The sequence below is a fragment of the Sporosarcina luteola genome, from assembly GCF_007991495.1.
GTDB classification, from domain to species: Bacteria; Bacillota; Bacilli; order Bacillales_A; family Planococcaceae; genus Sporosarcina; species Sporosarcina luteola.
This window is the reverse complement of record NZ_BJYL01000054.1, coordinates 1-23,456: the sequence shown is the minus strand read 5'-3', so window position 1 is coordinate 23,456 and position 23,456 is coordinate 1. Positions and strand designations below refer to the sequence as shown.

Here is a 23,456-nt window from a genome sequence, read left to right as displayed (position 1 = left end):
ATAAACTCATGCGCCAGCTTCTTCTAATATTCCTTTTTCCTCGACCATATGATAGGCGGAGAGAACAGCATCCTGTACTTTCATTCTTGCTGATGTGTTGATAGGGTGCGCTACATCACGAAATTCACCTTCTGGCGTTCGCTTACTTGGCATCGCAACAAACAATCCATCATTCCCCTCAATGACACGGATATCATGTACGACAAATTCACCGTCCAAAGTAATCGATGCGATGGCTCTCATCCTGCCGTCCGTTTCGACCTTCCTTAACCTTACATCTGTTACTTCCATTATTTCCCCACTCCCTCTTTGTTTACGTCTATGCTCCTAGTAGTAAAAAATCCGGAGCTATTGTTTTCACAATACACACCATTCTATTTTCTACAAAAGTATTCAAATCCCTTTTATTTTCCCAAACTTTTTCTAAAAAATTTGAAATTAATGGAATGGCGGGTTTTTTCGATGATTTCATGAGGCGAAAGCTGGTTTGCGAGTTGTTTTAGCGAAAGAATGGACCCTTGAGGAGAAAGAATGAGCCGTTCCAGGAATAAATGAGCCCTTCTGCGGAAGAATGAGCCGTTCTAGAAATAAACGAGCCCTTCTGTGAAAAAATGAGCCGTTCCAAGACTATAACCGCAGAGATTCTTCTTTACATTTTCTAATGAAAAAGGCGGCTCACTCGACAACCGAGGGAACCGCCATTTAAAAATACTTATTCTCCTGCAAGTGCGATGACTTCGATTTCGACTGGAGCATCTTTCGGCAATCTTGCTACTTCAACAGTCGAACGCGCAGGTGTATGTGAACCAAAATGCTTCGCATATACATCATTCAAAGCCGCAAATTGATTCATATCTTTAATGAACACTGTTGCCTTAATAACCTGATCAAGGGAAGAGCCTGCTTCTTCCAGAACTGCTTTCAAGTTGGCGAATACTTGGTCCGTCTGTTCTTCGATTGTTCCTTCGACCAGCAATCCGTCCGGTGTCATCGGTAAAACTCCGGATGTGTACACCAATCCGTTTACTTTTACAGCCTGTGCGTATGGTCCGATTGCTTGCGGTGCATTTTTTGTAGCTACATAATTCATGAAAGTTTTCCACCCTTCGTAAAATAATTGCCTTCTTCTAATTCGATCGTTCGGTCCTTCTCATTCATAGCGCGAAGCTTGACCAATGATAGATAATCATCGACAAGCACTTCTTCGGTATGTTCCGCCTCAACGAGAACAGCAATTCCCGCAAGCTCGCAGTCGAATTCCTCTAACAGGTTCTTCATGCCTGTCATGGTACCGCCTGCTTTCATGAAGTCATCGGTGATCAACACTTTTTGGCCACTCTTCATGCTTCTCTTTGATAATACCATTGTCTGAATACGACGTGTAGAACCCGAAACATAATTAATGCTGACAGTTGATCCTTCCGTCACTTTGCTATCCCTTCGGACAATGACGACCGGTACATTTAAATGGCGTGCGATTGCATGCGCAATTGATATCCCTTTTGTAGCCACTGTCATGATCACGTCGATTTCTGTATCGCCGAATGCTGAGGCAAATACTTTTCCGATGCGGTCCATTATTTTAGGGTTTCCTAAAAAGTCGGTCATGTATAAATACCCGCCAGGCAGCAGACGATCCGATCGGCCTAGATTTTCTTTCACAAGTGCCATCACTTCACGAACTTCCGTTTCCGTGACATGCGGAATGTATTTCACACCACCTGCCGCTCCTGATACGGTGACCAATTTGCCGGTCCCATTCTCTTCAAACGTTTCCTTGACGATTGCCAAGTCTTCACTGATGGATGATTTCGCCGCCTGATAGCGCTCGGAAAAGAAAGTCAATGGGATGAGTGAATGCGGATTTTCCAATAGATGACGTGTCATATCGACAAGTCTTTCGCTCCTTTTCCACTTCAAGAACAACAACCCCTACACCCGAATATTTTAATGTACATTATCATAAATGTACGTGTTTAATCAAGGAGAAAACGTTCTCCTGTCATCCTAACTGCATGAACCTCTGTACAGAAGCCTTTTAGTCCATTGTAGATCCGTGACACTCGCGCTTCTTGTCTAACGAAACCGAAAACTGTCGGCCCGCTTCCGCTCATAAGAACAGCGTCCGCCCCGAACTGTTGCATTTTCTCTTTTAAAACGACGACTTGCGGATGTAAACTCATCGTTACCGGTTCAAGTACGTTACCTAAGGAGTCGCACATTTTGTTGTAATCGCCAGCATGTAAAGCATGAAGCATACCTTTTGTATCTGGATGTTTAATGGATGCGATATCGAGATTCCGGTAAATATCCGCTGTGGAGACGGAAATCGCCGGCTTTGCAAGGATGACCCAGCAATTTGGCGGAGCTGGCAAATGCTCGATCTTTTCCCCTCGTCCTTTTGCAAGTGCTGTGCCTCCATAAACGCAAAAAGATACATCCGACCCTATTTTTGCACCGATGTCAGCTAATTCATCAACGCTTAGTCGCAAATCCCATAGCCGGTTCAATCCACGGAGTGTTGCTGCAGCATCAGAACTCCCTCCTGCAAGACCTGCGGCGACAGGTATCTTTTTATTAAGCGTAAGTTCGACCCCCTGACGGACGCCATACAGCCGTCTAAGTAGATCTGCTGCTTGGTATGCTAGATTTTTACGATCGTTTGGCACATACCGTTCAGACACCTTAATCGTGATATTCCCGTCATTTGTCGGCCGAAGCCAGACACGATCTGCCAAATCGACAGTTGTCATGATCATTTCAACTTCATGAAATCCATCTTGACGTTTATGTAGGACATCGAGTGTCAGGTTGATTTTTGCTGGTGCTTTTTCATATAACATCCAGCCCCCTCCATTCCAGCTAGTCATTGTTCACTATTTTACCATAGGGAGAAGGATTACACCTCGATTTTTTCCGTCAATATAGAAAAGAGCTGCACGGCGTCTCTACGACATCCATGCAGCTCTTCTTTGTCAGTCGTTTAGAGTTACAAGGTGATCTTAGCTGTTGTTGCTCTTATCCGCCATTCCCCGTTCAGCCATTTGAATGGCATGTTTCACCATATTACCGGCATCCCGAGATTTGATTCCTCCCCAACCTTCTCGCTGAACAACATCGTAAAAGCCAAGCTCTTTCGCGATTTCCACTTTCAAGTGCTCAGACATTATACTACGTCTTCTAGCCATTCGGTTTTCCTCCTTTTCGACTGACGCGCCTAGTATGGACGTTAACAATAAAAAAACACCTCTGCATTCCAATCCGTCACCGGAAAGGAGTGCATAGGCGTTTTTAATCTAAAAACAATGCATAATAGCAATAAAAACTATTTGACGATGAACGCTGTGGCGTCCCCGTCGTCCAGAACCGTTATTTCGACTGCTTCAGTCAAAATATCTGCGTAGCTGTAAGATACCCTTTCAAAAGCATTTTCGTCCTGGTCCAGTTCAACAACAAAAACTGCCCGATACGTCTCACGCAGGACACCGGCACGTTCGATTGTTTTCTTACGGCCGCCGTTTGCTCTTAAGTGCAAACGTTTCCCTAGATGAGCATCCAATGACTTCTTAATGTCCGCTAATGTTTTTGGCACGTCGCTTACACCTCACTGGATATAAGTATAACACTTTTAAAAAGTTCTGTCAATTAAAATGAGAATTTTAACAGTAAGCGATTATATTTGTCAATTCTTTTTTCACTTTATTCGACAAATCTATCTATTTTAATGCCCTAAATTTGTCACGCCTTCTTGAATTCCCCATGCAGGGCATTCGCAAGTTTTCCAAACTCCTCGATGGATAATGTCTCTCCCCTACGTCCAGGATCCATGCCGATCTGTTCAAAAGCTTCGAGAATCTGTTCCTTCTTCGCCTTCCCATCCCTCATTGAAGATTGAAGATTGTTCAATAACGTCTTCCTGCGCTGTACAAAGGATCCTCTTGCCACTTCAAAAAGAAAATCCTCATCAATGACTTCAACAGGGGCTTCCGCTTTTTTTGTCAATTTAAGGACGGCTGATTCGACATTCGGTTGCGGAACGAACACTGTCTTCGGCACAATCATCGATACTTCAGCATCCATGTAATATTGAACGGCGATCGATAGGGAGCCATAGGCTTTCGTACTCGGAGACGCTGTGATACGATCTGCAACTTCTTTTTGCATCATGATGACCATAGCCCGTATCGGAACTTTACCTAGAAGGAATTTCATGATGATCGGGGTCGTTACGTAGTAAGGCAGATTCGCGACGACTACAACATCATCATATCCACTAAATTGCTCTTCGACGACTTTATTCAAATCCGCCTCAAGGACGTCCTGATTAATGATCTCAACGTTGTTATAAGGAGACAACGTATCTTCCAGCACCGGCAGCAGCCGCCCATCAATTTCAAACGCGACGACCTTTTTCGCAGATCTCGCAAGATGCTCTGTCAATGCACCGATGCCCGGACCGATTTCAATAACGCCTGTTTGATCAGTCAAATCCGCATGGGAAACAATATTACGAAGAATGTTCGGGTCGATGAGAAAGTTTTGACCCAAACTTTTTTTGAATGAAAAGCCATGTTTCTCTAAAATCTCTTTCGTCCTGTTAGGTGTTGCAATGTCTTTATTCATGGGTATCCTCCTCCTGCAGGACTTTTAATGCTTCCATTAATTGATGTTGCCCAATCCGGAACATTTCAAGCCTCTTTTTCAAACCTTTGCCGTTCACTTGTCCGATTTGTAAAATCTCACCGAGCCGATCCCTTCGACTTTTGGCGTCCGGATGCCCGATCAGCCTTTCTTCCAGCAAAAGTGCCAATGGGATTTCTTCTATTTGTTGTACATCTACGGAGTAAACAGCTTCAAGCGCGTTTTTAATATCTTCATCTTTCGCATGTTCAATCCCTAACCCTTGTCCGTTTTTGGCGATTGTTTTAGTTTTATGCAAGAATGCATGTTTTACGCCGGGAATCTTTTCTTCTATAATGGCACGGATTCTTCTGCCGGGGAAATCGGGATCTGTGAATACGATGACGCCTCTCGTTTCTTGCGCGTGTCGAATTTGTTTTAATGTATTTTCGTTAATTGCCGAACCGTTCGTCTCAATCGTATCAGCCCCGGTCGCCCTCTTGATAGCGACGGTGTCCGACTTCCCTTCAACAACAATTACTTCTTTTATCTTCACAATGACCCTCTTTTCGTTGAATAACCGGATTTCCGCTCCAGGCGGACGCTTTCCGCGGGGCGCGGGTGAGCCAATCGAACAGCAAAGGGTTCGGTTTGCCGTATTTCTGCGCCTTTTGCAGAAATTAAGGCATCCGTTTTTGCATTCCTGCTCGCTACGCTACGCTTTCGCTAGACCCCGCAGGAGTCGCCGCCTTGCGCTTCAATCCTCAAGTGTGATTTCAATACTGATGTTGCTTTAATTTTACGTCTTGTAGCGTCGGTTGTACAGGCGGCTCACTTTTGAACATCAAACATGAAAAAAACCGCAGGACTGGATGAGCCCCACGGATAAATGCGGAAATAAAATAATATATAAACCGAAAAAACTAATCGATCACTTTAACTTTCACTTGACGGCGGCCAAAATTATATGCCGCTGACTTTGTCGGCACATGAAGATCAATCTTCTTTCCTTTGATCGCTCCACCTGTATCCCCTGCAACTGCATATCCGTATCCTTCCACCCACACTTTAGAACCAAGTGGAATCACACTTGGGTCGACAGCTATGACTTTAAGATTCGGGTTTGCACGCAAGTCGATGCCCGTTGCTGTTTTTCCTGTACAGCCATTGCAATGTGACGTGTACGCTGTAGCAGTGACATAGAACTCCTTGCCACCTGCTGGAGCGGAGCCACGGGAAACAACATTCTTAGATTTCTGATCAGCGCTCGCTACCATTACTCTGGAGCCGACCGTTACAATTTTCTTTTGAGGTTCCTTAATGACTTTCTCACTTAATAACGTACGAGAAACTTCTTTGCCATTCTCCTTAACAATTTCAAACTTCCGCTCTACAGAGCCCTTCTTGCCTTCCTGGACGACTTTTTCCCGTCCTTTCAGCAATTTGGAGTCGCTTTTCGTGACGACTGCAAAGTTCGTTGGTTCTTCCACTACATCGGTGACCTTTTCTACCCGCACAACTTCTACTATGGAACCCGGCTTAACCTTTCCGTCTGCCTTCCGATTCAGCAAGTCATGTTCATTCAATTGAATGTTCTCTCTCTTTAAAAAGTCAGCGACCGTAGTCGAAGTTGACCACATCTGTTTCTCATTTCCGCCATCGATAAGTGTCAATTGGAACGCTTTATGAACCTCGATTCGTTCATCATCTTTGAGATTCGAGTTCAGACTTGGAACCACTTCATCATGTTCTTTGAGATCGATATCAGCCGCAGCTAAAATATCAGAAACTCTCCGGTCCGTCGTCCAAATCTTTGTCGATTCTTGCTCCAATTGTATTTCTACTAATTTTGCCTGTTCCCACCTGATCGATAATCCTTCCTCAATCGGTGTATTCACTGAGGGTGTTACTAAATCATGTTCGGCAACTTCGATTTCCTCTTTGGAAAGAAGTTGCCCAACTGTATGTGCAGATGTTTTGATTTCGATTTGCTCACCGTTCACTTCTAAAGTGACCGATTTCTTCGTTCCCGTGTAGAGAACAAGTGAAATAATCGTCACAAATAGTGCAAATGCAATTGCAGTTATCGCTATTTGTTGACTCCTCAATGACTTGAAGAACAGATTTTTCATGGTACTTTTTGGCATGAAAAAACTCCTCCTTTATCACTCGGCTGATTATAAAGGTTCCTTTTCAGCGTGTCAACACTTTAGAATTTTATTTTCATCCGTTTCAGAAAAGGGATTCTCATGATAAACGGCTAGATCTTCCAAAATGTTCACTCGGAAATACGGAAAATTTTCAACGCATTTTCAGTCGTCTTTTTCGCTACTTCATCAACGGGAATTCCCTTTAGACGGGCAATTTCCTCTGCTACCAGCGTGACGAGCGCGGGTTCATTTCTCTTTCCGCGATGTGGATGCGGAGCAAGGTATGGAGCATCTGTTTCAATCAATAAATGATCTAGTGAAATATCCGTTGCAACCTGCTTCGGCATTTTTGCATTTTTAAAAGTGACAGGGCCACCAAGGGAAATCATAAAGTTCATATCAATGCATTCATTCGCTGTTTCCACACTTCCGCCATAGCAATGCATAATACCGCCGGTTATCGAAGCCTCTTCTTCTTTTAATATCCGGACAACATCACCCGTTGCATCCCGATTATGAATGATGATGGGAAGGTCGACCTTTTGAGCAAGCCGGATCTGCCTTCTGAACAATTCTTGCTGAACGTCTTTCGGGGATTTATCCCAATAGTAATCCAAACCGGTCTCCCCAATGCCTACGACTTTCGGATGAGCGGCCAACGTTTCAATCCATTTCAAGCCCTCTTCCGTGCAATCAATCGCATCAACCGGATGCCAACCGACCACTGCATAGATGAATGGATATCGTTCTGCCAATTCCATTGCCTTTTCAATTGTCACCCGGTCAAATCCAACGACAACCATCTTTTTGACATCCGCCTCAATTGCGCGTTCAATGACCTCCTTCACATCTTCTTCATATTGCTCTGCGTTCAAATGGACATGCGTATCAATATACATCTTCTTCTCTCCTCATAAAGTGAAACTTCAATCAGCGATGGTTTTCCGCTGATTGTTAGTTGAACCAATCGGGCATTTACTGGCCGTTAATACTTTATTTAGTATTTTGGTTTCTGCCAATAAATAAAGCAAGTATTTTACGGCCAGTTAATGCGGGACAAGATTCATTCTATTTCAACGACTTGTTACATTCGTTACAAACTGATGACAAACTAGTTAAAAATAAAAGCGGAGGGTATCGGTCATCTACCCTGAGTCTAGACGATGACAAAGACGGCGTCTCTTTAGAAACACCGTCCCCCTTTTAATCACTTCACTTTTGCACCGTTTTCCAACGAAGGGTCGACTGTTGCCAGTTTTAGGATTCCGTCGGATTGGCCGGCTAATATCATTCCTTGAGATAATTCACCGCGCAGCTTGACGGGTTTCAAGTTTGCAACCACAATCACTTTTTGCCCTACTAATTCTTCAGGTTTGTAGTGCTCGGCGATACCTGAGACGACTTGTCGCTGCTCATAGCCCATGTCTACTTGAAGCTTCAGCAATTTATCTGCTTTCGGGATTTGCTCACAAGCCGTAACGGTAGCGACCCGCAAGTCTACTTTCATGAAGTCATCGATTGTGATTTCATCGACTTCTTTTACTTTCTCAACCGGCTCCTCCTTTTGTTCTTTCGGAGCTGTAACAGCCATTTGGTCACGAATATAGACAATTTCCACTTCAGGATCAAGGCGTGGGAAGATCGGAACACCTTTTTCGACTACTTTCGTCCCTTCAGGAATTGCTTCAAAATTGCCTAATGTATCCCATGCAAGCAATGATTCATCTAAGCCAAGCTGTTCGATGATTTGAATCGGTGATTTCGTCATGAACGGTTGTGATAAAACCGCAATTTGTCGAAGCGAAGCTGCAAGATGCCCCATGACGGAAGCCAATTTCCCTTTATCCGCCTCGTCTTTTGCGAGGACCCAAGGGGATGTTTCATCGATATATTTATTCGTACGGGAAATGATGGACCATAATTCGGAAAGAACAACACTGAATTGCATCTTTTCCATTGCAACTTCATATTTCTCGATTGCTGTCGCTGTAAAGTCCCGCAATGTGGAGTCAAACTCCGTCGGTTCCAGTCCTTGTGTCGGAATGACGCCGTCGAAATATTTATTGATCATGGAAACGGTGCGGTTTAACAGGTTGCCGAGGTCATTGGCCAAGTCATAATTTGTGCGTTCTACGAATGATTCCGGTGAAAACGTGCCGTCCTGTCCAAATGGAAGTTCTCGTAGAAGGAAATAGCGTGTCGCGTCAAGTCCATAGCGTTCGACAAGCATTTCAGGGTAAACGACATTGCCTTTGGATTTCGACATTTTTCCGTCCTTCATCATAATGAAACCGTGTGCGAATACTTTCTTCGGTAATGGAAGATCGAGAGCCATGAGGAAGATCGGCCAATAGATCGTATGGAAACGGACAATATCCTTTCCGACGACATGGACATCAGCAGGCCAGTATTTTTTGAATAACGTATCATCATCAGATCCGTATCCAAGCGCCGTAATATAGTTCGTCAACGCATCGACCCACACGTAGATGACATGTTTCGGGTCCCCGGGAACTTTAATCCCCCAGTCGAATGACATACGGGATACGGATAAATCTTCAAGGCCCGGTTTAATGAAGTTATTGATCATTTCATTTTTACGGGACTCCGGTTCGATGAAAGTCGGGTTGTCTTCGTAAAACTGTAAAAGTCTATCCGCATACTTCTTCATATTGAAGAAATACGATTCTTCCGAAACTCTTTGGACCGGGCGATGACAGTCTGGACAATTTCCATCTTCCAGCTGCGCCTCTGTAAAATACGATTCGCACGGAACACATTTCCAACCTTCATATTCACCTTTGTAAATGTCTCCATTATCTAGGAATTTCTTGAAAATCTTTTCGACAGCTGTTTTATGCCGTTCTTCTGTTGTCCTAATCAGGTCATCGTAAGAGATATCCATAAGCTTCCAGAGCTTAATAGCGATATCTGCGATGCCGTCCACATACTTTTGTGGTGGCAGGCCTTCCTCTTCCGCTTTTTCCTGGATCTTTTGTCCATGCTCGTCCATTCCCGTCAAGAAACGCACATCGAATCCACGTAGTCGTTTATAGCGCGCCATTGCGTCCGATGCCACAGTTGTATACGCTGTGCCAATATGAAATTTACCGCTTGGATAATAAATCGGAGTCGTAATATAAAACGTTTTTTGCTGTTCTGCCACGAAAATACCTCCATTGTTTCAATCTATACTAACCATATTATCTAAAATTCAACAAAAGTGCTATGTAGACAGAGCGAATAAATTTTCAAGCCTCGTCATACAAGTTTCATAGAAAGTACTTTGTTGATTTCAATAATTACTTTCTTCTTCAAATAACTTTATAAATACCGTACACTTTAAACTATACTAATAAAAGTTATGCTATTTAGTATATCATTAAATCTATTATGCCAGAAATAACGTTAAGCTAGTTTCATTGACGGAAAATGGAAGACTTGGTATGATGTTAAATAGACAAGAGAATTATGTCGAAATTTGACGAAAATTTATATCGTTTAGGGGGAATTCTTGTCATGAAGTCTACCGGAATTGTTAGAAAAGTTGACGAGTTAGGACGCGTTGTCATTCCAATCGAGCTACGTCGTACGCTTGGTATTGAACAAAAAGATGCTTTGGAAATTTATGTTGACGAAGATAAAATTGTTTTGAAAAAATATATGCCTAATATGACATGCTCCATTACTGGGGAAGTATCTGATGATAACTTGCGCCTTATTGATGGAAAGTTGATTTTAAGCCAAGATGGCGCGAAACAACTTATTAAAGAAATCGAAGAAAAAATGAATTAATATTATCCTTACAATAATAATTTGCATCCAGAACGTCTTACCGTTCTGGACTTTTTTTATTTGTTTTCATTCACATGGTACTCCTGATATACATCCCGTTTCGCCAATCCGCGTTCCGATGCAACTAACCGGATTGCTTCCTTGGATGAAATGTTTTCTTTTTCCATCAACAGTTCAACGTGTGACGTAATGCTAATATCTTTCCACCAGCAATCCTGTTCTTCCTCATTCGCATGATCATTGCCTTCCAAGATAATACAGAATTCCCCTCGAATCTCATTGGATTCCACCCAGGTCACAGCTCCGCCTAGCGTTCCCCGAAGAAATTCTTCATACCTCTTTGTCAATTCCCTTGCCAGCACAACTTTTCGCGTTTTGCCAAATGCCTCTGCTAATGCGCGGACCGTTTCCTTCAGGCGATGAGGCGCTTCGTAAAAGATCAAGGTCTCTTCCTTCATCTTCAGTTTTCGCAACTCCTCATTCCGTTCTTTTTTCTGCCTTGAAAGAAATCCAAAAAAGGAAAACGGCTGTGTCTGCAATCCGGACGCAACCAAAGCGCTGATTGCCGCGTTGGCCCCTGGAATAGGCACGACATCGAATCCTTCTTCAATTGCTTTTACCGAAATATCGTACCCTGGATCGGATATGCAAGGCATGCCCGCATCACTTACTAAAGCAACCGTTTTACCTTCTGCCAGTAAAGAAAGGATCTTGTCCCCGCCTTTTTCAAGATTATGTTCATGATAGCTGATGAGTGGCGTTTTAATATCGAAATGGTTGCATAGCTTGATTGTATTCCTTGTATCTTCCGCTGCAATCATATCCGCCTCTTGCAGTACTCGGATTGCCCTGAACGTCATATCCTCCAAATTTCCGATCGGTGTACCTACCAAAAATAATTTTGGACTGCCTATTTCAGCACTTCTTTGTGATTTCATTCGAACCTTGTCCCTTCTTCATATAGCGTTCTTTTGCACTTCGGGTCAATTGCTTGAACTGATATTCCGCTTGCATCGCTTCGCGTTTTGTTTCGAAGCCTTCCTTGTAAATGCAATGGACGGGTAGCTTGGCTCGTGTATATTTAGCCCCTTTCCCATCATTATGAACACGGATCCGCTTTTCTAAATCATTTGTATAACCCGCGTAGTAGGAGCCATCATTACATTCCAAGACATAGAAAAGATGCTCATTCGTCTTGTCCATATAATAGAAGCCTCACTTCTTCCGTATATTCTCCATTTGTATCATAGACGTATAATGGCGGCAGGATTTTTAAATCCGGCTTGCCATCCTTGATGCCTTCAATTAGTAATGTATTCGCCTCTTTCCCTTCTTTTGGATAAACGAAGCGGATTCTTTTTGGCTCTAGACGGTTTGCGCGCATGGCTGTCACAATATCCAGGAGCCTGCCGGGACGATGGACAAATGCCGCCTTTCCTCCTTGCTTCAATAGTTCGCTTGCGGATTGGACAGCTTGTTCAAGGTTCAGACGGATTTCATGCCGGGCAATGGCGACATGTTCCTTTATGTTTTTTTCACTCGCTTCGATCGCGGGAAAATAAGGTGGATTGCATGTGACCGTATCATACTTTTCATAGCCGATTTTGGCGGCAATTCCGATAACATCATCATTTACAATGTGGATTCTGTCGTTTAGCCCATTGTAGCCGACACTTCTTACAGCCATATCCGCAAGTCGCTCCTGCAGCTCAACAGCCACAATGTCCGCATCTGTCCGTGCACTTAGAAAAAGAGGGATTGCTCCGTTACCCGCACATAAATCGACAATCTTCCCCGAACGGATCGGTACATAGGCAAATTTCGCAAGCAGGACGGCATCGAGCGAAAAGGAAAACACGGAAGGGCTTTGAATGATTCGCAAGCTTTCCGCCAACAGATAATCCAGTCTTTCATCTTCTTTTAATAAATTTTCCATACTCGGCTCCTTCAATCCATAGAAAAAAGCCGATGCCTACACAATATAGGATCGGCTCATTTCAAGCATTTTGTTTACTCAGGAAGGATAGGCAAAACAAGCAATCTTCCCCTTTACGGCTGCTGCCATAATGGACATTGCAGACATGATATCCTTCATTATATATACGGGCCAGGTTGTCCACCCCTTCGCCGATATCGACTCTACGGGGCTTTTCAGCCGGCTGTTGTTCGTTCAATGGTTGAGTAGTCTCACTTAATTCTTCGAGCCTTGTCCGGAGATGATGGTTTTCGAGTTGAAGTGAGTGGTTCTCTTCCGTCATCTTCGCTACAAATCCAATAAGTTCCCGGAATTGCTCATGCATGGATTCGAGCTGCTGCTCAAATTCCATTACCCTGTCGAGAAAGTTCCCTTCTTTCAACTTGTTCACCCCATCATTTCGTCAATTGAGCTTCCGAGTTTTTTCGACTCTCTATTTCTTCCCATGAATATTCCAAGACTTGCTCCTGATCTGCCAAGCTTACTTGTAGAATTCTTTCAAGTAAGTTCAAGCCGACCACTTTCCCAGGTCCTTCAGGAGTTTGAACCCTCTCGCCGACATCAGGCATGAGTGATTTCGCCTCTTCGTATTCATCATTTTCGTACTTCAGGCAGCACATTAGACGGCCGCATAACCCGGAAATCTTCGATGGGTTCAGTGAAAGGTTTTGATCTTTCGCCATCTTGATGGACACAGGTTCAAAGTCACCGAGGAACGTTGAGCAACAGAGCATTCTACCGCACGGACCAATTCCTCCAAGCATTTTTGCCTCATCTCGGACACCGATTTGTCGCAATTCGATACGTGTACGGAAAATGGCAGCGAGATCCTTTACAAGGTTTCGGAAATCGACCCGACCTTCCGCAGTGAAATAGAAGACGATCTTATTTCGATCAAATGTATATTCCACATCGACGAGCTTCATATCCAGCTCATGTTCCCGTATTTTTTCTGCGCATTTGCCGAAAGCCTGTTCAGCATCCGTCCTGTTCTCATCCACTTGGATTTGGTCTTCCTCTAATGCCTTGCGGATGATTTTCTTAAGTGGCAAGACGACATCGTTCTCGTCAACTTCCCTCACAGGGCTAGCGACTTTTCCATATTCAATTCCCCTTGCCGTTTCGACGATGACATAGTCTCCAACGTCGAGCGGGTAGTCGAGGGGATCGAAATAATATATTTTACCCGCTTTTTTAAAGCGGACACCTACAACATTATACAAGCATTAACCCCTCCTGCAACTTGAGCACCAGTTGTTCCATTAAAAGCGTACGGTTCATATTGCCGTACAGTTTTTTCTTCGCCTGTAGAACCGCTTCCATATTGGCCGATAAACGGCTATATGTCATCTTCATTGAAAGTCCACGGAAGATTTGCTGCTGATCGGGAAATGTCATTTCCGATTGCAATCCCGCTTTCATCGAAACGATATCACGGTATGCATAGAGAAGCAAGTCAAGACCACGTTCCATATCTTCCTTCTCTTTCATTGCCGGAATCCATTCCGATTGGATGAATAGAAGCGCTTCATTTACATTGCGATCTGATGCTTCTATTAATTTTAACACTGTTTTTCGCATGTGTGCAAATTGATCATTTCCCGCAAGTAATCTTGCTTGTTCGACATCCGCAGTCATCATCGTAACTGTCGCTGCCATGGATGCAGTGATTCCACCATCTACCAATGTTGCAATCATTTCTTCCCGTCTAGGTGGAAGGAACGTGATGCGCTGGCATCGAGATTGGATTGTCGGCAAGATAGACTGATAGGAACTGGTCAATAGGATTGCCGTCACTTCACCTTCAGGCTCTTCCAGGAACTTCAGCAACGTGTTGGCCGCTGCTATATTCATCCGTTCTGCTCTGGAAATGATATAGATTTTACGCCCAGGTTCATAACCCTTTTTCGTCATTCGCATGATCAAGGATGACATCTGTTCTTTTTTAATGTCTTGTCCGTCTGGCTCAATCATGGTTATGTTCGGATGCGTCCTTGATTCTACCCTTCTGCAGTTATGACATGTTTCACATGGAACAGCATTGACTGGTTGTTCGCAAAGCAACAATTTCGCGAAATGGGTGGCCGCTGCTTCCTTGCCGGTACCTGTTTCTCCATCGAAAAGATAGGCATGGCCAAGCCGGTTGTTGCGATAGGTCGCCTCCAGTCGTTCGATGACTGCCTTTTGACGTTGCTTGATGTCATTTACCATTTGTTCCATGCCTGTGCCTCCCTGCTGAAAAAACCGTGTTTTTGAAATAAAAAAACACGGGTCACATATATAGATTAATGAGAAGTCCTTTGATTTCTCCGATTTTCCCTAATAGTTCGACGGATGACTGCTCGTCATTCAACAAGGCTTCCGCCAATTCAATAAGCTTTTCGTCAATCGTTTGGACGATTTTCAATCGTCGTCCTTCACCGTATTGGTTCCACGTATGCGATTGCTTCAATCCCATTCCGGAGTCGACTGCCTCTTGAAGGAAACGTCGGACAAGCATTTTAAATTTTGCCATGTCCCGTAGATTCCTTGAACGGGCTAACCGATCTCCTGCTGAGGAAATGTCTCCAAGGAGTCTGGTGATCTGTTCACCGTGCAATTTTTCTTCTTGCTTGAGAACCATTTGACCGAACCGGGCATTTGCTTGCGGGGAGCGTAAAGGGTCGTTCCGCAGCTTATCGAGCCCGGTCCGATGTTCTCCATTAACTTTCATTACTAACGTCACCTCATTTCATCAGAAGTGATGAAATTGTTCGATTGGCAAGACAAATACTGTGGCTCCGCCAACTTCCACTTCGACTGGATAGGGGATATAGGAATCAGCATTGCCGCCCATTGGTGAGACGGGTGCTACCATTTGATCCCGTGATCGACAATTTTCACGGATTAGTTCCAAAGCTTTTGGGATGAGGCTGTCATCCGTTCCGATAAGGAATGTCGTGTTTCCCGACCGTAGAAACCCTCCTGTACTGGCTAATTTGGTAGCCCGGAAGTCATTTTTCGTTAATGCTGCCGATAAACGGTTGCTGTCCTGGTCCTGTACAACTGCCACTATCAATTTCACGGTACCCTCTCCTTTTGGCTTTATATAGTTTATTCATCCAGCTCCGGATGGCAGAGGCTCGGGTCATAAGTCAAAGCTGTTGCGTGGCAAAGGCCGCCACTTCACATCTTCGCCTTATGCCTGTCGCCTCTAACCGCCATCCTCCGCTTTAGTTTATTATATCACGAATTCTCTTGAGAAATGAGTTGAGAACTTATAATTTTCCAAACATTTTCAGTTACTTCTGATAATGGGAGTGTTGCGTCTGTGCTGATGATGCGGTTTGGGTATTGTTCGAGCAGTAATTTGTAACCTTCGTAGACTTTTTGATGGAATTGTAATGTTTCATTGTCGAGACGGTTTTGCTCTCGGGCTCCGCTTTTTGCAATTCGCTGAAGGCCTTCTTCGGGCGTGATGTTGAAGAAGATGGTTACATCGGGCATTGTTTCCCCAATGGCGAATGAGTTGATCGTCATGACATCTTCCATGCCAAGCCCTCTTGCATAGCCTTGGTAGGCGAGTGAGCTGTCGATGAAGCGGTCGCAAAGGACGATTTTACCTTCATTGAGCGCCGGGAGGACTCTTTCGACGAGGTGCTGTCTGCGTGCCGCGGCGTAAAGAAGTGCTTCTGTCATGCCGTCCATTTCCTTGTATTCATTGTCATGTATGACTTCCCGGATTTTTTCCGATATGCGGATGCCGCCCGGCTCACGGGTTAGAATGCCTTCTATTCCTTCTTTTTGCATTCTCTTATAGATTTCTGCAATCACAGTTGTTTTTCCTGCACCTTCAGGACCTTCAAATGTGATAAATTTCCCTTTTGACATGTTTGATTCCTCCAACCTTCATTTCAATACGAATAGTTCTTTTTGAGCAAGGCGAATGGCTCCTTGAAATCTTGCTCCTGACTTTATTAATGTAGATAATGTCTCGGTATGGTTCGCCATAATCCTTTCGCCTTTAATTAGCAACGGGATGCCTGGAGGATAAGGGGTCAAAGAGGCTGCGGCGACACGCCCTTCAGCCGCTTCTAATGACACCCACTCTGTTTCCATCTCAGCCAACTCGGATGGCGGATGTGCAAGCGTGGAAATTCCAGTTGGCCATGTGTCCATGTCGGAGGAAATGGGATTATCCTCTACTTTACCCAATGTTGACATAGCCGCAACCATTTTTTCCTTCCACTCCTTTAGTGGAGGGGTAGATTGTTCATTCCATAACGGTAGTATGAATAATACTTGGTACGGATCCGCGAGTTCCGCGTAAATCCCTTCTGATTCAAGAGCTGCTTGCAATGCGAAGCCGGAATGGCCCCGGGCACGTAGTAACAGCTTTAAAGGATCGTTGGTTTCCACGACTTCCAGACGGTTAAGTTCCTTCAAATTCTGAATGAATGAAGTGCGTAGTTCGTTGAATCTATATTTGTCGCTATCCTTATAAGTTGCCGCGTAAGCCCTCGCGTCATCTAGCGAGGCCATAATTAGATATGATGGACTGCTGGATTGCAGCATTTGTAAATAATGTGCGATTTTCTTTTCGGAAATAAGTTGCGAACGGATGTGAAGAAAAGACCCCATCGTCATGGCAGGCAACGTCTTATGCGCTGAATGTACGACGACGTCCGCCCCCATTTCGATCGCTGAGCGCGGAAACGGTTCTCCAACGACGAAATGCGCGCCATGCGCTTCGTCGACCAAGACGGGGACGGAACGGGAATGGCTTAATTCAATGATTTCCTGAAGCCCCCCACCTGCCACCCCATAATAGGTAGGGTATGTCAGAATGACGGCCTTCGCATGCGGGTATGCATCGAGTGCTTCTTCTACATGTTCTCGCGTAAGTAAGCCCGGAGAACGGGTAGGCGCGTCCCACGGAGGGCTGAGCAGTACTGGACGGGCTCCCGTCAATTCGATTGCATGGAACACCGATTTATGGGCGTTGCGCTGGACGATTACTGTATCATCGGCCTGGCAAGCGGCATAGATCATCGCCAAGTTGCCGACCGTAGAGCCGTTGACGAGGAAAAAGCTTCTATTTGACCGGTAAAGGGAGGACAATAGACTTTCCGCTTCGTAAATGACCTCCTCCGCTTCATGGAGATCATCTAATCCTGTCAGCTCGGTAAAATCGTATGTCAGAGCCTGTTTCATCCATGTCGGTAAATTGGAAAGCAGGCCATGCTTATGCCCCGGCACGTGAAATGAAACCGGGGTCTGTTCGTTGAAATATTGTAACGCCTCTACGAGCGGGCGCTTATTTTGGTTCATTTTGAGATCCACTTCCTTTATGTATTACCTATTATAGAGGAAGGAGGGCAAGATGATAATCATTAACTATAGGAGTTTGCTTTTTTAGTTCGTGGGGAAAAAATAAGCGATTCATAGAATAAACGAATAAACATAAAAAAGCGCGACGGGGATACTGCTCGCCGTCACGCATATTTCATTCTCGATAATCCAACAGATAGGAACACGATTGCAAATCCGAATAAAACAGCTATCGGCAGCAGTATATCTCCCACATTGCCGCTCTCTGCAATCAAAGTCGTAAATGCCTCCATGGCCCATGTTTGCGGGACGAAATTAGCGATTTTCTGCATGATGTCCGGCACCAGGCTGATCGGCCAATAGACGCCGCCAAGCATGCATGTGGAGATGATGACCAATGTTCCGATTGCGTTTTGCTGCTCCGCTGTTTTCACAAGGCTTGCGATAGCCATGCCAAGACCGACAACACAAAGCAGCAATGTCGTAATTAAGAGCAGCAACCCTCCCGGGGACCCCCAGTTGACACCGAATAACACGGTGGATAGTACAATCAGCAGAAAAAACTGGATCCACCCGACAATGAAGAAAGATAGGAAATAGCCGAACAGCACTTGGTAACGCGTGACAGGCGTTGTGAACAGTCTTGACCAAATACCCGCCTGTCTTGCTTCAATCAGCGCTCCCGTCATTGTCAGCATCATCATCATAACGAACATGATAGAAAACCCTGCTGAACTGTAAGATACGCCCATCATCGGATTTCCAGCAGAGCCGCTTGTTCTTTGTTCAGTCCATACTTGTATCTGTCCTTCATTCTTACTGAGCTTCCCGTAGACGGTTTCCCAATCCTCGTTTAGATATCCACTTCCTACAGTAGCCGCTGTAGCGTAGACGTCGATGCTATATAAAACCTGGTTAACTTGCTGTTTAACAAGAGGCGCAGTCGACATGCCCGGTGGATGCTGAAAACGGACTGCAGGCTCACCGTTTCGAAGCTTTTCTGCAATCCCCTTTTCGAGCATCACTATACCTTGTACCTCGTGATTCGCTAATGCCTCCTTCGCCTCATGGCCAGAAACGATGTTATAAGAAATCATCTCATCTAACATAAGGCGTTGCACAATATGTTGGGAGACAGCAGTTTGTTCTTCATCAACCAACGCAATCTGAAACGATACTTCAGCATCTGAACCAAAGAGAGTACCGAAAAGAAATGTGAATAAAAGCGGCATGCCGAGCATGATGACATATGCTGATTTCTTCTTGAACGTCCGTTTTATTTCAAACAGGCAAATCGTTATGACCTTCTTCATTGTGCATTCCTCCTATACAGCCCTAAGCCTGAAAGAACTTATGAAAATAGATAAAATCCCTACGCCAAATAATACAATTGCCGGCAGCCATAAGGCAGACCAATCTGTCCCAGTCATGATTGATGTAAAGCTTGTTAATGCCCATGAATTCGGTGTCAGCATCGCGATCTTCCGCAATGCTTCGGGGAAAACAGCGAGAGGCAACATCGAGCCGCCGAGCAAGGCGAGAACTTGAACACCCATACTTCCGACGACATCCGCCATTTTCTCATCCGTTGTAAAAGCTGCAACAATCATGGACAATCCTGCGACTGCAAAGCTGTAAAAGAAAGTGATGAAGAAGACTTGCAGGTTGGAAGATCCCCAGTCGACCTGCAACAAGTAATGCGTAGCCCCCATGAAAAACAAAAATTGAACCCATGCAAACAGGAACGTACCGATGAATTTACCCGCTAAAATCGAATGACCAGAAGTCGGTGTCATCATCAATCGCGACAACGTTTCAGTTTTCCGCTCTTGATGGAAGGACTTTGCACCTACCATCGCATTGAACAATAGGAACATAGCCGCCATGGCCGCAGCGTAATACTGCATAGAACTCACGGATTCTTCCTTTGCCGGTTCAATTACATATATTTTTTGTTCATTCACTACCTTCTCAACCGACTCCGCCAGTTCATACTGTATGGTTGCCATATCGATTTCGGCTCCGTTCGCAGACATGACAGCAGCCTCCGTCATCACGGTCTTTGTGGCGTGCTCGATTGTCTGAGACATTTGGGCGAACGTTTCAATCATCTGCTGAATGATCAGCGACGATGATTCCTGGCCAATGATAGGTATGATGACAGCTCGGTCAGTATCAACCCCCCAGCCTTCCGGCAATACCAATCCGACATGAACTTCTTTTTTCTCCATCCAATCCATCAGTTGCTTCTCCGTTCCCGCTCGTTCGACGGTAATGGCGAGCCCCTCTGCTTCTAGCGTTTGAATAATGTTTTCAGTCATCGCATTGGATTCAGGCGAATAAACACCTAAAACTGTTTCAGGCATACTCCCACCACCCATCACCCCTTTTAAGGCAGAGCCTAAAATAGCGGTTAGCAAAATTGGCATGAGAATCATCATAAGAATGGCTTTCCGGTCTTTCAAATGGATTTTCGCATCTTTAACGGCTATCAATAGGCTTTTCATCCGAATTCCTCCTACTCACGCAATGTCCGTCCCGTCAATTGTAAAAATAACGTTTCCAAATTGGCCTCTTGGAGTTGCATATTGTGGATATGAATGCCAGAGCGGCTCGCAAGTAAAATTACCTCCGCCACCATTTCCATTTTCGAATGCAAATGCACATCGATTTCCTCACCCGGCTTGACGATCACTTTTTCGACGCTGTTCAGTGTCTTTAACTCTTCAATGAATAAAGGGTGTAGTGAATCGACCGTCAGCTTCAGAACAGTCCCGCCTGCCAACCGGTTGCTTAAGTCCTTTTTCGTGCCGCTCGCAATCAGCTTCCCTTCGTCAATAATGGCAATCCGTTTGCAAAGGTACTCGACCTCTTCCATATAGTGGCTCGTGTAAATGACCGTCATCCCTTGCTCATTCAAAGATTTAACCGTCTCCAGTATATGATTCCGCGACTGCGGGTCGATGCCGACTGTCGGTTCGTCCATAATAAGCAGTTGCGGTCTATGCATAAGCGCGGCACCGATATTGATCCGCCTTTTCATCCCTCCTGAAAAAGTCTCAATTCGACCTTTTGCACGATCCGCCAACCCGACAATTTCAAGCACTTCCTGCGCACGTATTTTAGCTGCTTTCCCCGAAAGGCCGTACATCTTCCCCCAAAACAGAAGATTATCCATGGCCGACATCGATGGGTAAAGCGCAATATCTTGCGGCACGACGCCAATAATCTGTTTGATTTCCTTCAATTGTTTGCCGACCACTTTTCCGTCAATCCGGATCTCCCCCGCTCCATAGGGAATCAGTCCGCATATCATCGAAATGAGCGTAGACTTTCCCGCGCCGTTCGGGCCGAGCAAACCGAATGATTCCCCCCTCTCGATTTGCAATGAAACCCCTTTGATAATTTCCCGTGAATCAAAGCTCTTTTTCACATTCGAAAGTGTAAGCATTCTCCGAAGCCTCCTTCTCTCTATCCATCTTATGAAGACAGCACCGATTTTCCATCAAGCGTGCGATAGATTTTAAAGCATGAAAAAAACGGCATGAATATGCCTTTTTGCATGTACCCTATGCAGAAGGTAACGTCAGAATGTCGTAATGCCATACCGGACGGCGTAAATTGCCGCTTGTGTCCGATCGCGAAGCCCCAATTTCTGAATGACATTGGAAACGTGGTTTTTAACCGTCCCTTCCGTGATAAACAATTTCTCCGCTATTTCCTTATTGTTCATCCCTTCTCCTAGATGAGTTAGCACTTCTGCTTCCCTATCCGATAATTCCTCAAGACCTGCCGGCAATTCAGCGGAGCTGTTACGAGTTTTCATTCTCAGCTCCGTCAGTACTTGAGACGTGAATTCCTTTGGCAGCACGACGCCGCCATGATGTACGGTGAGGATGGCTTGGACAATCGTATCTGTAGGCATATCCTTCAACAAGTACCCACTTGCCCCTTCTTCTAGCGCATCAAAAATATAAGCACTGTCATTGAAAGTCGTGAGTATCAATACCTTGACATCAGGCAGAGCGTCTTTCAAAAGCTTCGTTCCTTCAACACCATTCACCCCAGGCATCCGAATATCCATTAAAACGATATCCGGCAGTAGCTGCGATGCTTTATTCAACGCATCGGTCCCGTCCATTGCCGTGCCGACGACTTCAATCTCTGGACGCAGACCAAGCAACGTGCTTAAACCTTCTCTTACCAATGGTTGATCATCGACAATCATAATCTTTATCATTCCGTTCCCCCTGCCGTTAGCCGTTGAAGCGGAAAGGAAATGGCAATTTCAAACCCTTCTCCCTCCACACTGCGAATTGCAAATGAACCCTCATGCTCCTCCACACGCTCTTTCATAGTAATCAATCCGAAGTTCGGAGTAATGTTTTTTTCTCCTTTGCCATCATCTTTTATGGCAACATGGATTTCGTTCGCATCCATACGTATTTCCACAATGCATTCATTCGCATTTCCATGCTTTTTCGCATTCGTCAGTCCTTCCTGCACAATCCGCTTAATCGTTGGTTTCAAGGAAGCTGGAATGGAGGTTGAATCTCCATCCATGTCAAGTCGCGTTTCCATTTGCGTCAAAGATGAAAACTCTCTGAGAAGCTCCTGTAAAGCCTCTTGAAACGAAGCCTTATATTGATCTTCTTTTAATGTTCTGACGGATACCCTTATCTCATTGAGTGAATCCCGTGTCAACTGCTCACAGACGGCAAGTACGTTCTTGGTTCTAACTGGATCCCTCTCTGCCATTTCACGTGCGACTTGAAGCTGCACAACCAATGCTGTCATCTTATGCCCAACCGTATCGTGAATCTCACGCGCAATTTCATTCCGCTCCCGAATGGCCGTCAACTGCTCCACTTGTTCCGCATAATCCTGTAAACGGTCATGTGCAGTTTGCAAAGCCACGTGCGATTCATTCAACTGTTCATATTGAATGGAAATCGTTTCCTTCGCGCTACGGGAATTCCGGATTAGCCCTCCAACAAATGCCCCATAAACGACGAACATCCCATTGACAATATTGCTTGCAATTGAAAAAACACCGGTTTGCAAATATAATCGTAAGCTAATCAAAACCCATACGACAATGAAGAGTCCGGAGAACACTCCAAGTATTTTTTTATTGTTATACAGTATGAAAACAGTCGTAAACAGCACGCCAAAAAAGATTAAATACAAATATCCGCTTTCTAAGAATAATAGGCCGAATCCTGTAATGACAATAAAGTCGATGGAAGAACATATAATCCGAGTCTTCTCTCGCACGTTTGCCATTTGAATAAAATGACTGGCAATGAACATGGGAATCGCAGCCATGATATAAAGCGTCCGCCAATCTCCAACATCGTCTGCGATTTGAAGGAAATAAACACTTAATAAAACAAGCATGACAATGCGGACTAAAGAGAATAAAAACAAAGAAAAACTTTTCACTGCGGCTCCTCCCTTGTAAAAATCAATTCAATGGTCCATCTATCATTATGAATTTTCCGGTTATGGAGTCTATGATAACTGTGGGCTCCATGCCATCATATCGAAAAGTGATTTGCCATTCACGACGATTCATCATTTCATAGAAAAAACCATGCCTGATT

General features: G+C 44.7%; 27 protein-coding genes. 1 reads left to right on the top strand and 26 read right to left on the bottom strand.

The genetic code is table 11. From position 1 onward, the window contains the following. Positions 1 to 6 precede the first annotated feature (6 nt). From spoVG to metG, 11 genes are all read right to left on the bottom strand, one after another. Positions 7 to 291, bottom strand: coding sequence for a septation regulator SpoVG (gene spoVG / locus SLU01_RS16405; protein WP_147060340.1), 285 nt, complete (start codon positions 289 to 291; stop codon positions 7 to 9). A 421-nt stretch (positions 292 to 712) separates the two neighbouring features. Beyond that, positions 713 to 1,090, bottom strand: coding sequence for a RidA family protein (locus tag SLU01_RS16400; protein WP_147060338.1), 378 nt, complete (start codon positions 1,088 to 1,090; stop codon positions 713 to 715). Then, positions 1,087 to 1,920 (bottom strand): pur operon repressor, encoded by an 834-nt coding sequence (gene purR / locus SLU01_RS16395; RefSeq protein ID WP_147060336.1) that lies wholly within the window; start codon positions 1,918 to 1,920, stop codon positions 1,087 to 1,089. Before purR ends, SLU01_RS16400 begins: the two co-directional genes overlap by 4 nt. Positions 1,921 to 1,976: 56 nt before the next feature. Beyond that, the gene (ispE, locus tag SLU01_RS16390) at positions 1,977 to 2,843 is read right to left on the bottom strand and encodes a 4-(cytidine 5'-diphospho)-2-C-methyl-D-erythritol kinase (protein WP_147060334.1); all 867 of its coding nucleotides are present in this window, start codon (positions 2,841 to 2,843) and stop codon (positions 1,977 to 1,979) included. Between the two features lie 159 nt (positions 2,844 to 3,002). Then, positions 3,003 to 3,188 carry a small, acid-soluble spore protein, alpha/beta type gene (locus SLU01_RS16385; RefSeq protein ID WP_147060332.1) on the bottom strand — a complete coding sequence of 62 codons (186 nt, stop codon included), beginning with the start codon at positions 3,186 to 3,188 and terminating at the stop codon, positions 3,003 to 3,005. Between the two features lie 137 nt (positions 3,189 to 3,325). Further along, positions 3,326 to 3,592 (bottom strand): biofilm formation stimulator Veg, encoded by a 267-nt coding sequence (gene veg / locus SLU01_RS16380; protein WP_060205972.1) that lies wholly within the window; start codon positions 3,590 to 3,592, stop codon positions 3,326 to 3,328. Between the two features lie 146 nt (positions 3,593 to 3,738). After that, positions 3,739 to 4,623 (bottom strand): 16S rRNA (adenine(1518)-N(6)/adenine(1519)-N(6))-dimethyltransferase RsmA, encoded by an 885-nt coding sequence (rsmA, locus tag SLU01_RS16375; RefSeq protein ID WP_147060330.1) that lies wholly within the window; start codon positions 4,621 to 4,623, stop codon positions 3,739 to 3,741. Continuing rightward, positions 4,616 to 5,176 (bottom strand): ribonuclease M5, encoded by a 561-nt coding sequence (gene rnmV / locus SLU01_RS16370; RefSeq protein ID WP_147060328.1) that lies wholly within the window; start codon positions 5,174 to 5,176, stop codon positions 4,616 to 4,618. Before rnmV ends, rsmA begins: the two co-directional genes overlap by 8 nt. Positions 5,177 to 5,543: 367 nt before the next feature. Continuing rightward, positions 5,544 to 6,767 carry a resuscitation-promoting factor gene (locus tag SLU01_RS16365; RefSeq protein WP_147060326.1) on the bottom strand — a complete coding sequence of 408 codons (1,224 nt, stop codon included), beginning with the start codon at positions 6,765 to 6,767 and terminating at the stop codon, positions 5,544 to 5,546. 131 nt (positions 6,768 to 6,898) lie between these two features. Next, positions 6,899 to 7,669 carry a TatD family hydrolase gene (locus tag SLU01_RS16360; protein WP_147060324.1) on the bottom strand — a complete coding sequence of 257 codons (771 nt, stop codon included), beginning with the start codon at positions 7,667 to 7,669 and terminating at the stop codon, positions 6,899 to 6,901. 308 nt (positions 7,670 to 7,977) lie between these two features. Beyond that, positions 7,978 to 9,936 (bottom strand): methionine--tRNA ligase, encoded by a 1,959-nt coding sequence (gene metG / locus SLU01_RS16355; RefSeq protein ID WP_147060322.1) that lies wholly within the window; start codon positions 9,934 to 9,936, stop codon positions 7,978 to 7,980. 353 nt (positions 9,937 to 10,289) lie between these two features. Between metG and abrB the strand changes: the two genes are divergently transcribed. After that, positions 10,290 to 10,565 carry a transition state genes transcriptional regulator AbrB gene (abrB, locus tag SLU01_RS16350; RefSeq protein WP_147060357.1) on the top strand — a complete coding sequence of 92 codons (276 nt, stop codon included), beginning with the start codon at positions 10,290 to 10,292 and terminating at the stop codon, positions 10,563 to 10,565. 56 nt (positions 10,566 to 10,621) lie between these two features. Here the strand turns inward: abrB and rsmI are convergent, their stop codons facing one another. The 15 genes from rsmI to SLU01_RS16275 form a co-directional block, all read right to left on the bottom strand. After that, positions 10,622 to 11,503 carry a 16S rRNA (cytidine(1402)-2'-O)-methyltransferase gene (gene rsmI, locus SLU01_RS16345; protein ID WP_147060320.1) on the bottom strand — a complete coding sequence of 294 codons (882 nt, stop codon included), beginning with the start codon at positions 11,501 to 11,503 and terminating at the stop codon, positions 10,622 to 10,624. Then, entirely contained in the window at positions 11,481 to 11,768 is a 288-nt protein-coding gene (locus SLU01_RS16340; protein ID WP_147060318.1) for a GIY-YIG nuclease family protein, read from the bottom strand. Before SLU01_RS16340 ends, rsmI begins: the two co-directional genes overlap by 23 nt. Next, complete coding sequence (locus SLU01_RS16335; protein ID WP_147060315.1) at positions 11,752 to 12,501, bottom strand: tRNA1(Val) (adenine(37)-N6)-methyltransferase; 750 nt, start codon at positions 12,499 to 12,501, stop codon at positions 11,752 to 11,754. Before SLU01_RS16335 ends, SLU01_RS16340 begins: the two co-directional genes overlap by 17 nt. A 61-nt stretch (positions 12,502 to 12,562) precedes the next feature. Further along, positions 12,563 to 12,922 (bottom strand): DNA replication initiation control protein YabA, encoded by a 360-nt coding sequence (gene yabA / locus SLU01_RS16330; RefSeq protein WP_147060355.1) that lies wholly within the window; start codon positions 12,920 to 12,922, stop codon positions 12,563 to 12,565. A 13-nt stretch (positions 12,923 to 12,935) separates the two neighbouring features. Beyond that, positions 12,936 to 13,763 (bottom strand): PSP1 domain-containing protein, encoded by an 828-nt coding sequence (locus tag SLU01_RS16325; protein ID WP_147060313.1) that lies wholly within the window; start codon positions 13,761 to 13,763, stop codon positions 12,936 to 12,938. Next, positions 13,756 to 14,760: a DNA polymerase III subunit delta' gene (gene holB, locus SLU01_RS16320; protein ID WP_147060311.1), complete on the bottom strand. Its 1,005-nt coding sequence runs from the start codon at positions 14,758 to 14,760 to the stop codon at positions 13,756 to 13,758. The genes SLU01_RS16325 and holB overlap by 8 nt, the downstream gene beginning before the upstream one ends. Positions 14,761 to 14,812: 52 nt before the next feature. Then, on the bottom strand, positions 14,813 to 15,253 hold the full coding sequence (locus SLU01_RS16315; protein WP_147060309.1) for a YaaR family protein: 441 nt from the start codon (positions 15,251 to 15,253) through the stop codon (positions 14,813 to 14,815). 21 nt (positions 15,254 to 15,274) lie between these two features. Next, positions 15,275 to 15,604: a cyclic di-AMP receptor DarA gene (gene darA / locus SLU01_RS16310; RefSeq protein ID WP_147060307.1), complete on the bottom strand. Its 330-nt coding sequence runs from the start codon at positions 15,602 to 15,604 to the stop codon at positions 15,275 to 15,277. A gap of 161 nt (positions 15,605 to 15,765) precedes the next feature. Next, the gene (tmk, locus tag SLU01_RS16305; protein ID WP_147060306.1) at positions 15,766 to 16,410 is read right to left on the bottom strand and encodes a dTMP kinase; all 645 of its coding nucleotides are present in this window, start codon (positions 16,408 to 16,410) and stop codon (positions 15,766 to 15,768) included. A gap of 18 nt (positions 16,411 to 16,428) precedes the next feature. Continuing rightward, positions 16,429 to 17,850: an aminotransferase class I/II-fold pyridoxal phosphate-dependent enzyme gene (locus tag SLU01_RS16300; RefSeq protein WP_147060304.1), complete on the bottom strand. Its 1,422-nt coding sequence runs from the start codon at positions 17,848 to 17,850 to the stop codon at positions 16,429 to 16,431. 164 nt (positions 17,851 to 18,014) lie between these two features. Continuing rightward, positions 18,015 to 19,163: an ABC transporter permease gene (locus SLU01_RS16295; RefSeq protein WP_147060302.1), complete on the bottom strand. Its 1,149-nt coding sequence runs from the start codon at positions 19,161 to 19,163 to the stop codon at positions 18,015 to 18,017. 12 nt (positions 19,164 to 19,175) lie between these two features. Next, a complete protein-coding gene (locus SLU01_RS16290; RefSeq protein ID WP_147060300.1) occupies positions 19,176 to 20,357 on the bottom strand; it encodes an ABC transporter permease in 1,182 nt (393 codons plus the stop codon). A gap of 11 nt (positions 20,358 to 20,368) precedes the next feature. After that, complete coding sequence (locus SLU01_RS16285) at positions 20,369 to 21,301, bottom strand: ABC transporter ATP-binding protein (protein ID WP_147060298.1); 933 nt, start codon at positions 21,299 to 21,301, stop codon at positions 20,369 to 20,371. Positions 21,302 to 21,436: 135 nt separating this feature from the next. After that, a complete protein-coding gene (locus tag SLU01_RS16280; RefSeq protein WP_147060296.1) occupies positions 21,437 to 22,090 on the bottom strand; it encodes a response regulator in 654 nt (217 codons plus the stop codon). After that, on the bottom strand, positions 22,087 to 23,295 hold the full coding sequence (locus SLU01_RS16275) for a sensor histidine kinase (protein ID WP_147060294.1): 1,209 nt from the start codon (positions 23,293 to 23,295) through the stop codon (positions 22,087 to 22,089). The genes SLU01_RS16280 and SLU01_RS16275 overlap by 4 nt, the downstream gene beginning before the upstream one ends. Between the last annotated feature and the right edge of the window lie 161 nt (positions 23,296 to 23,456).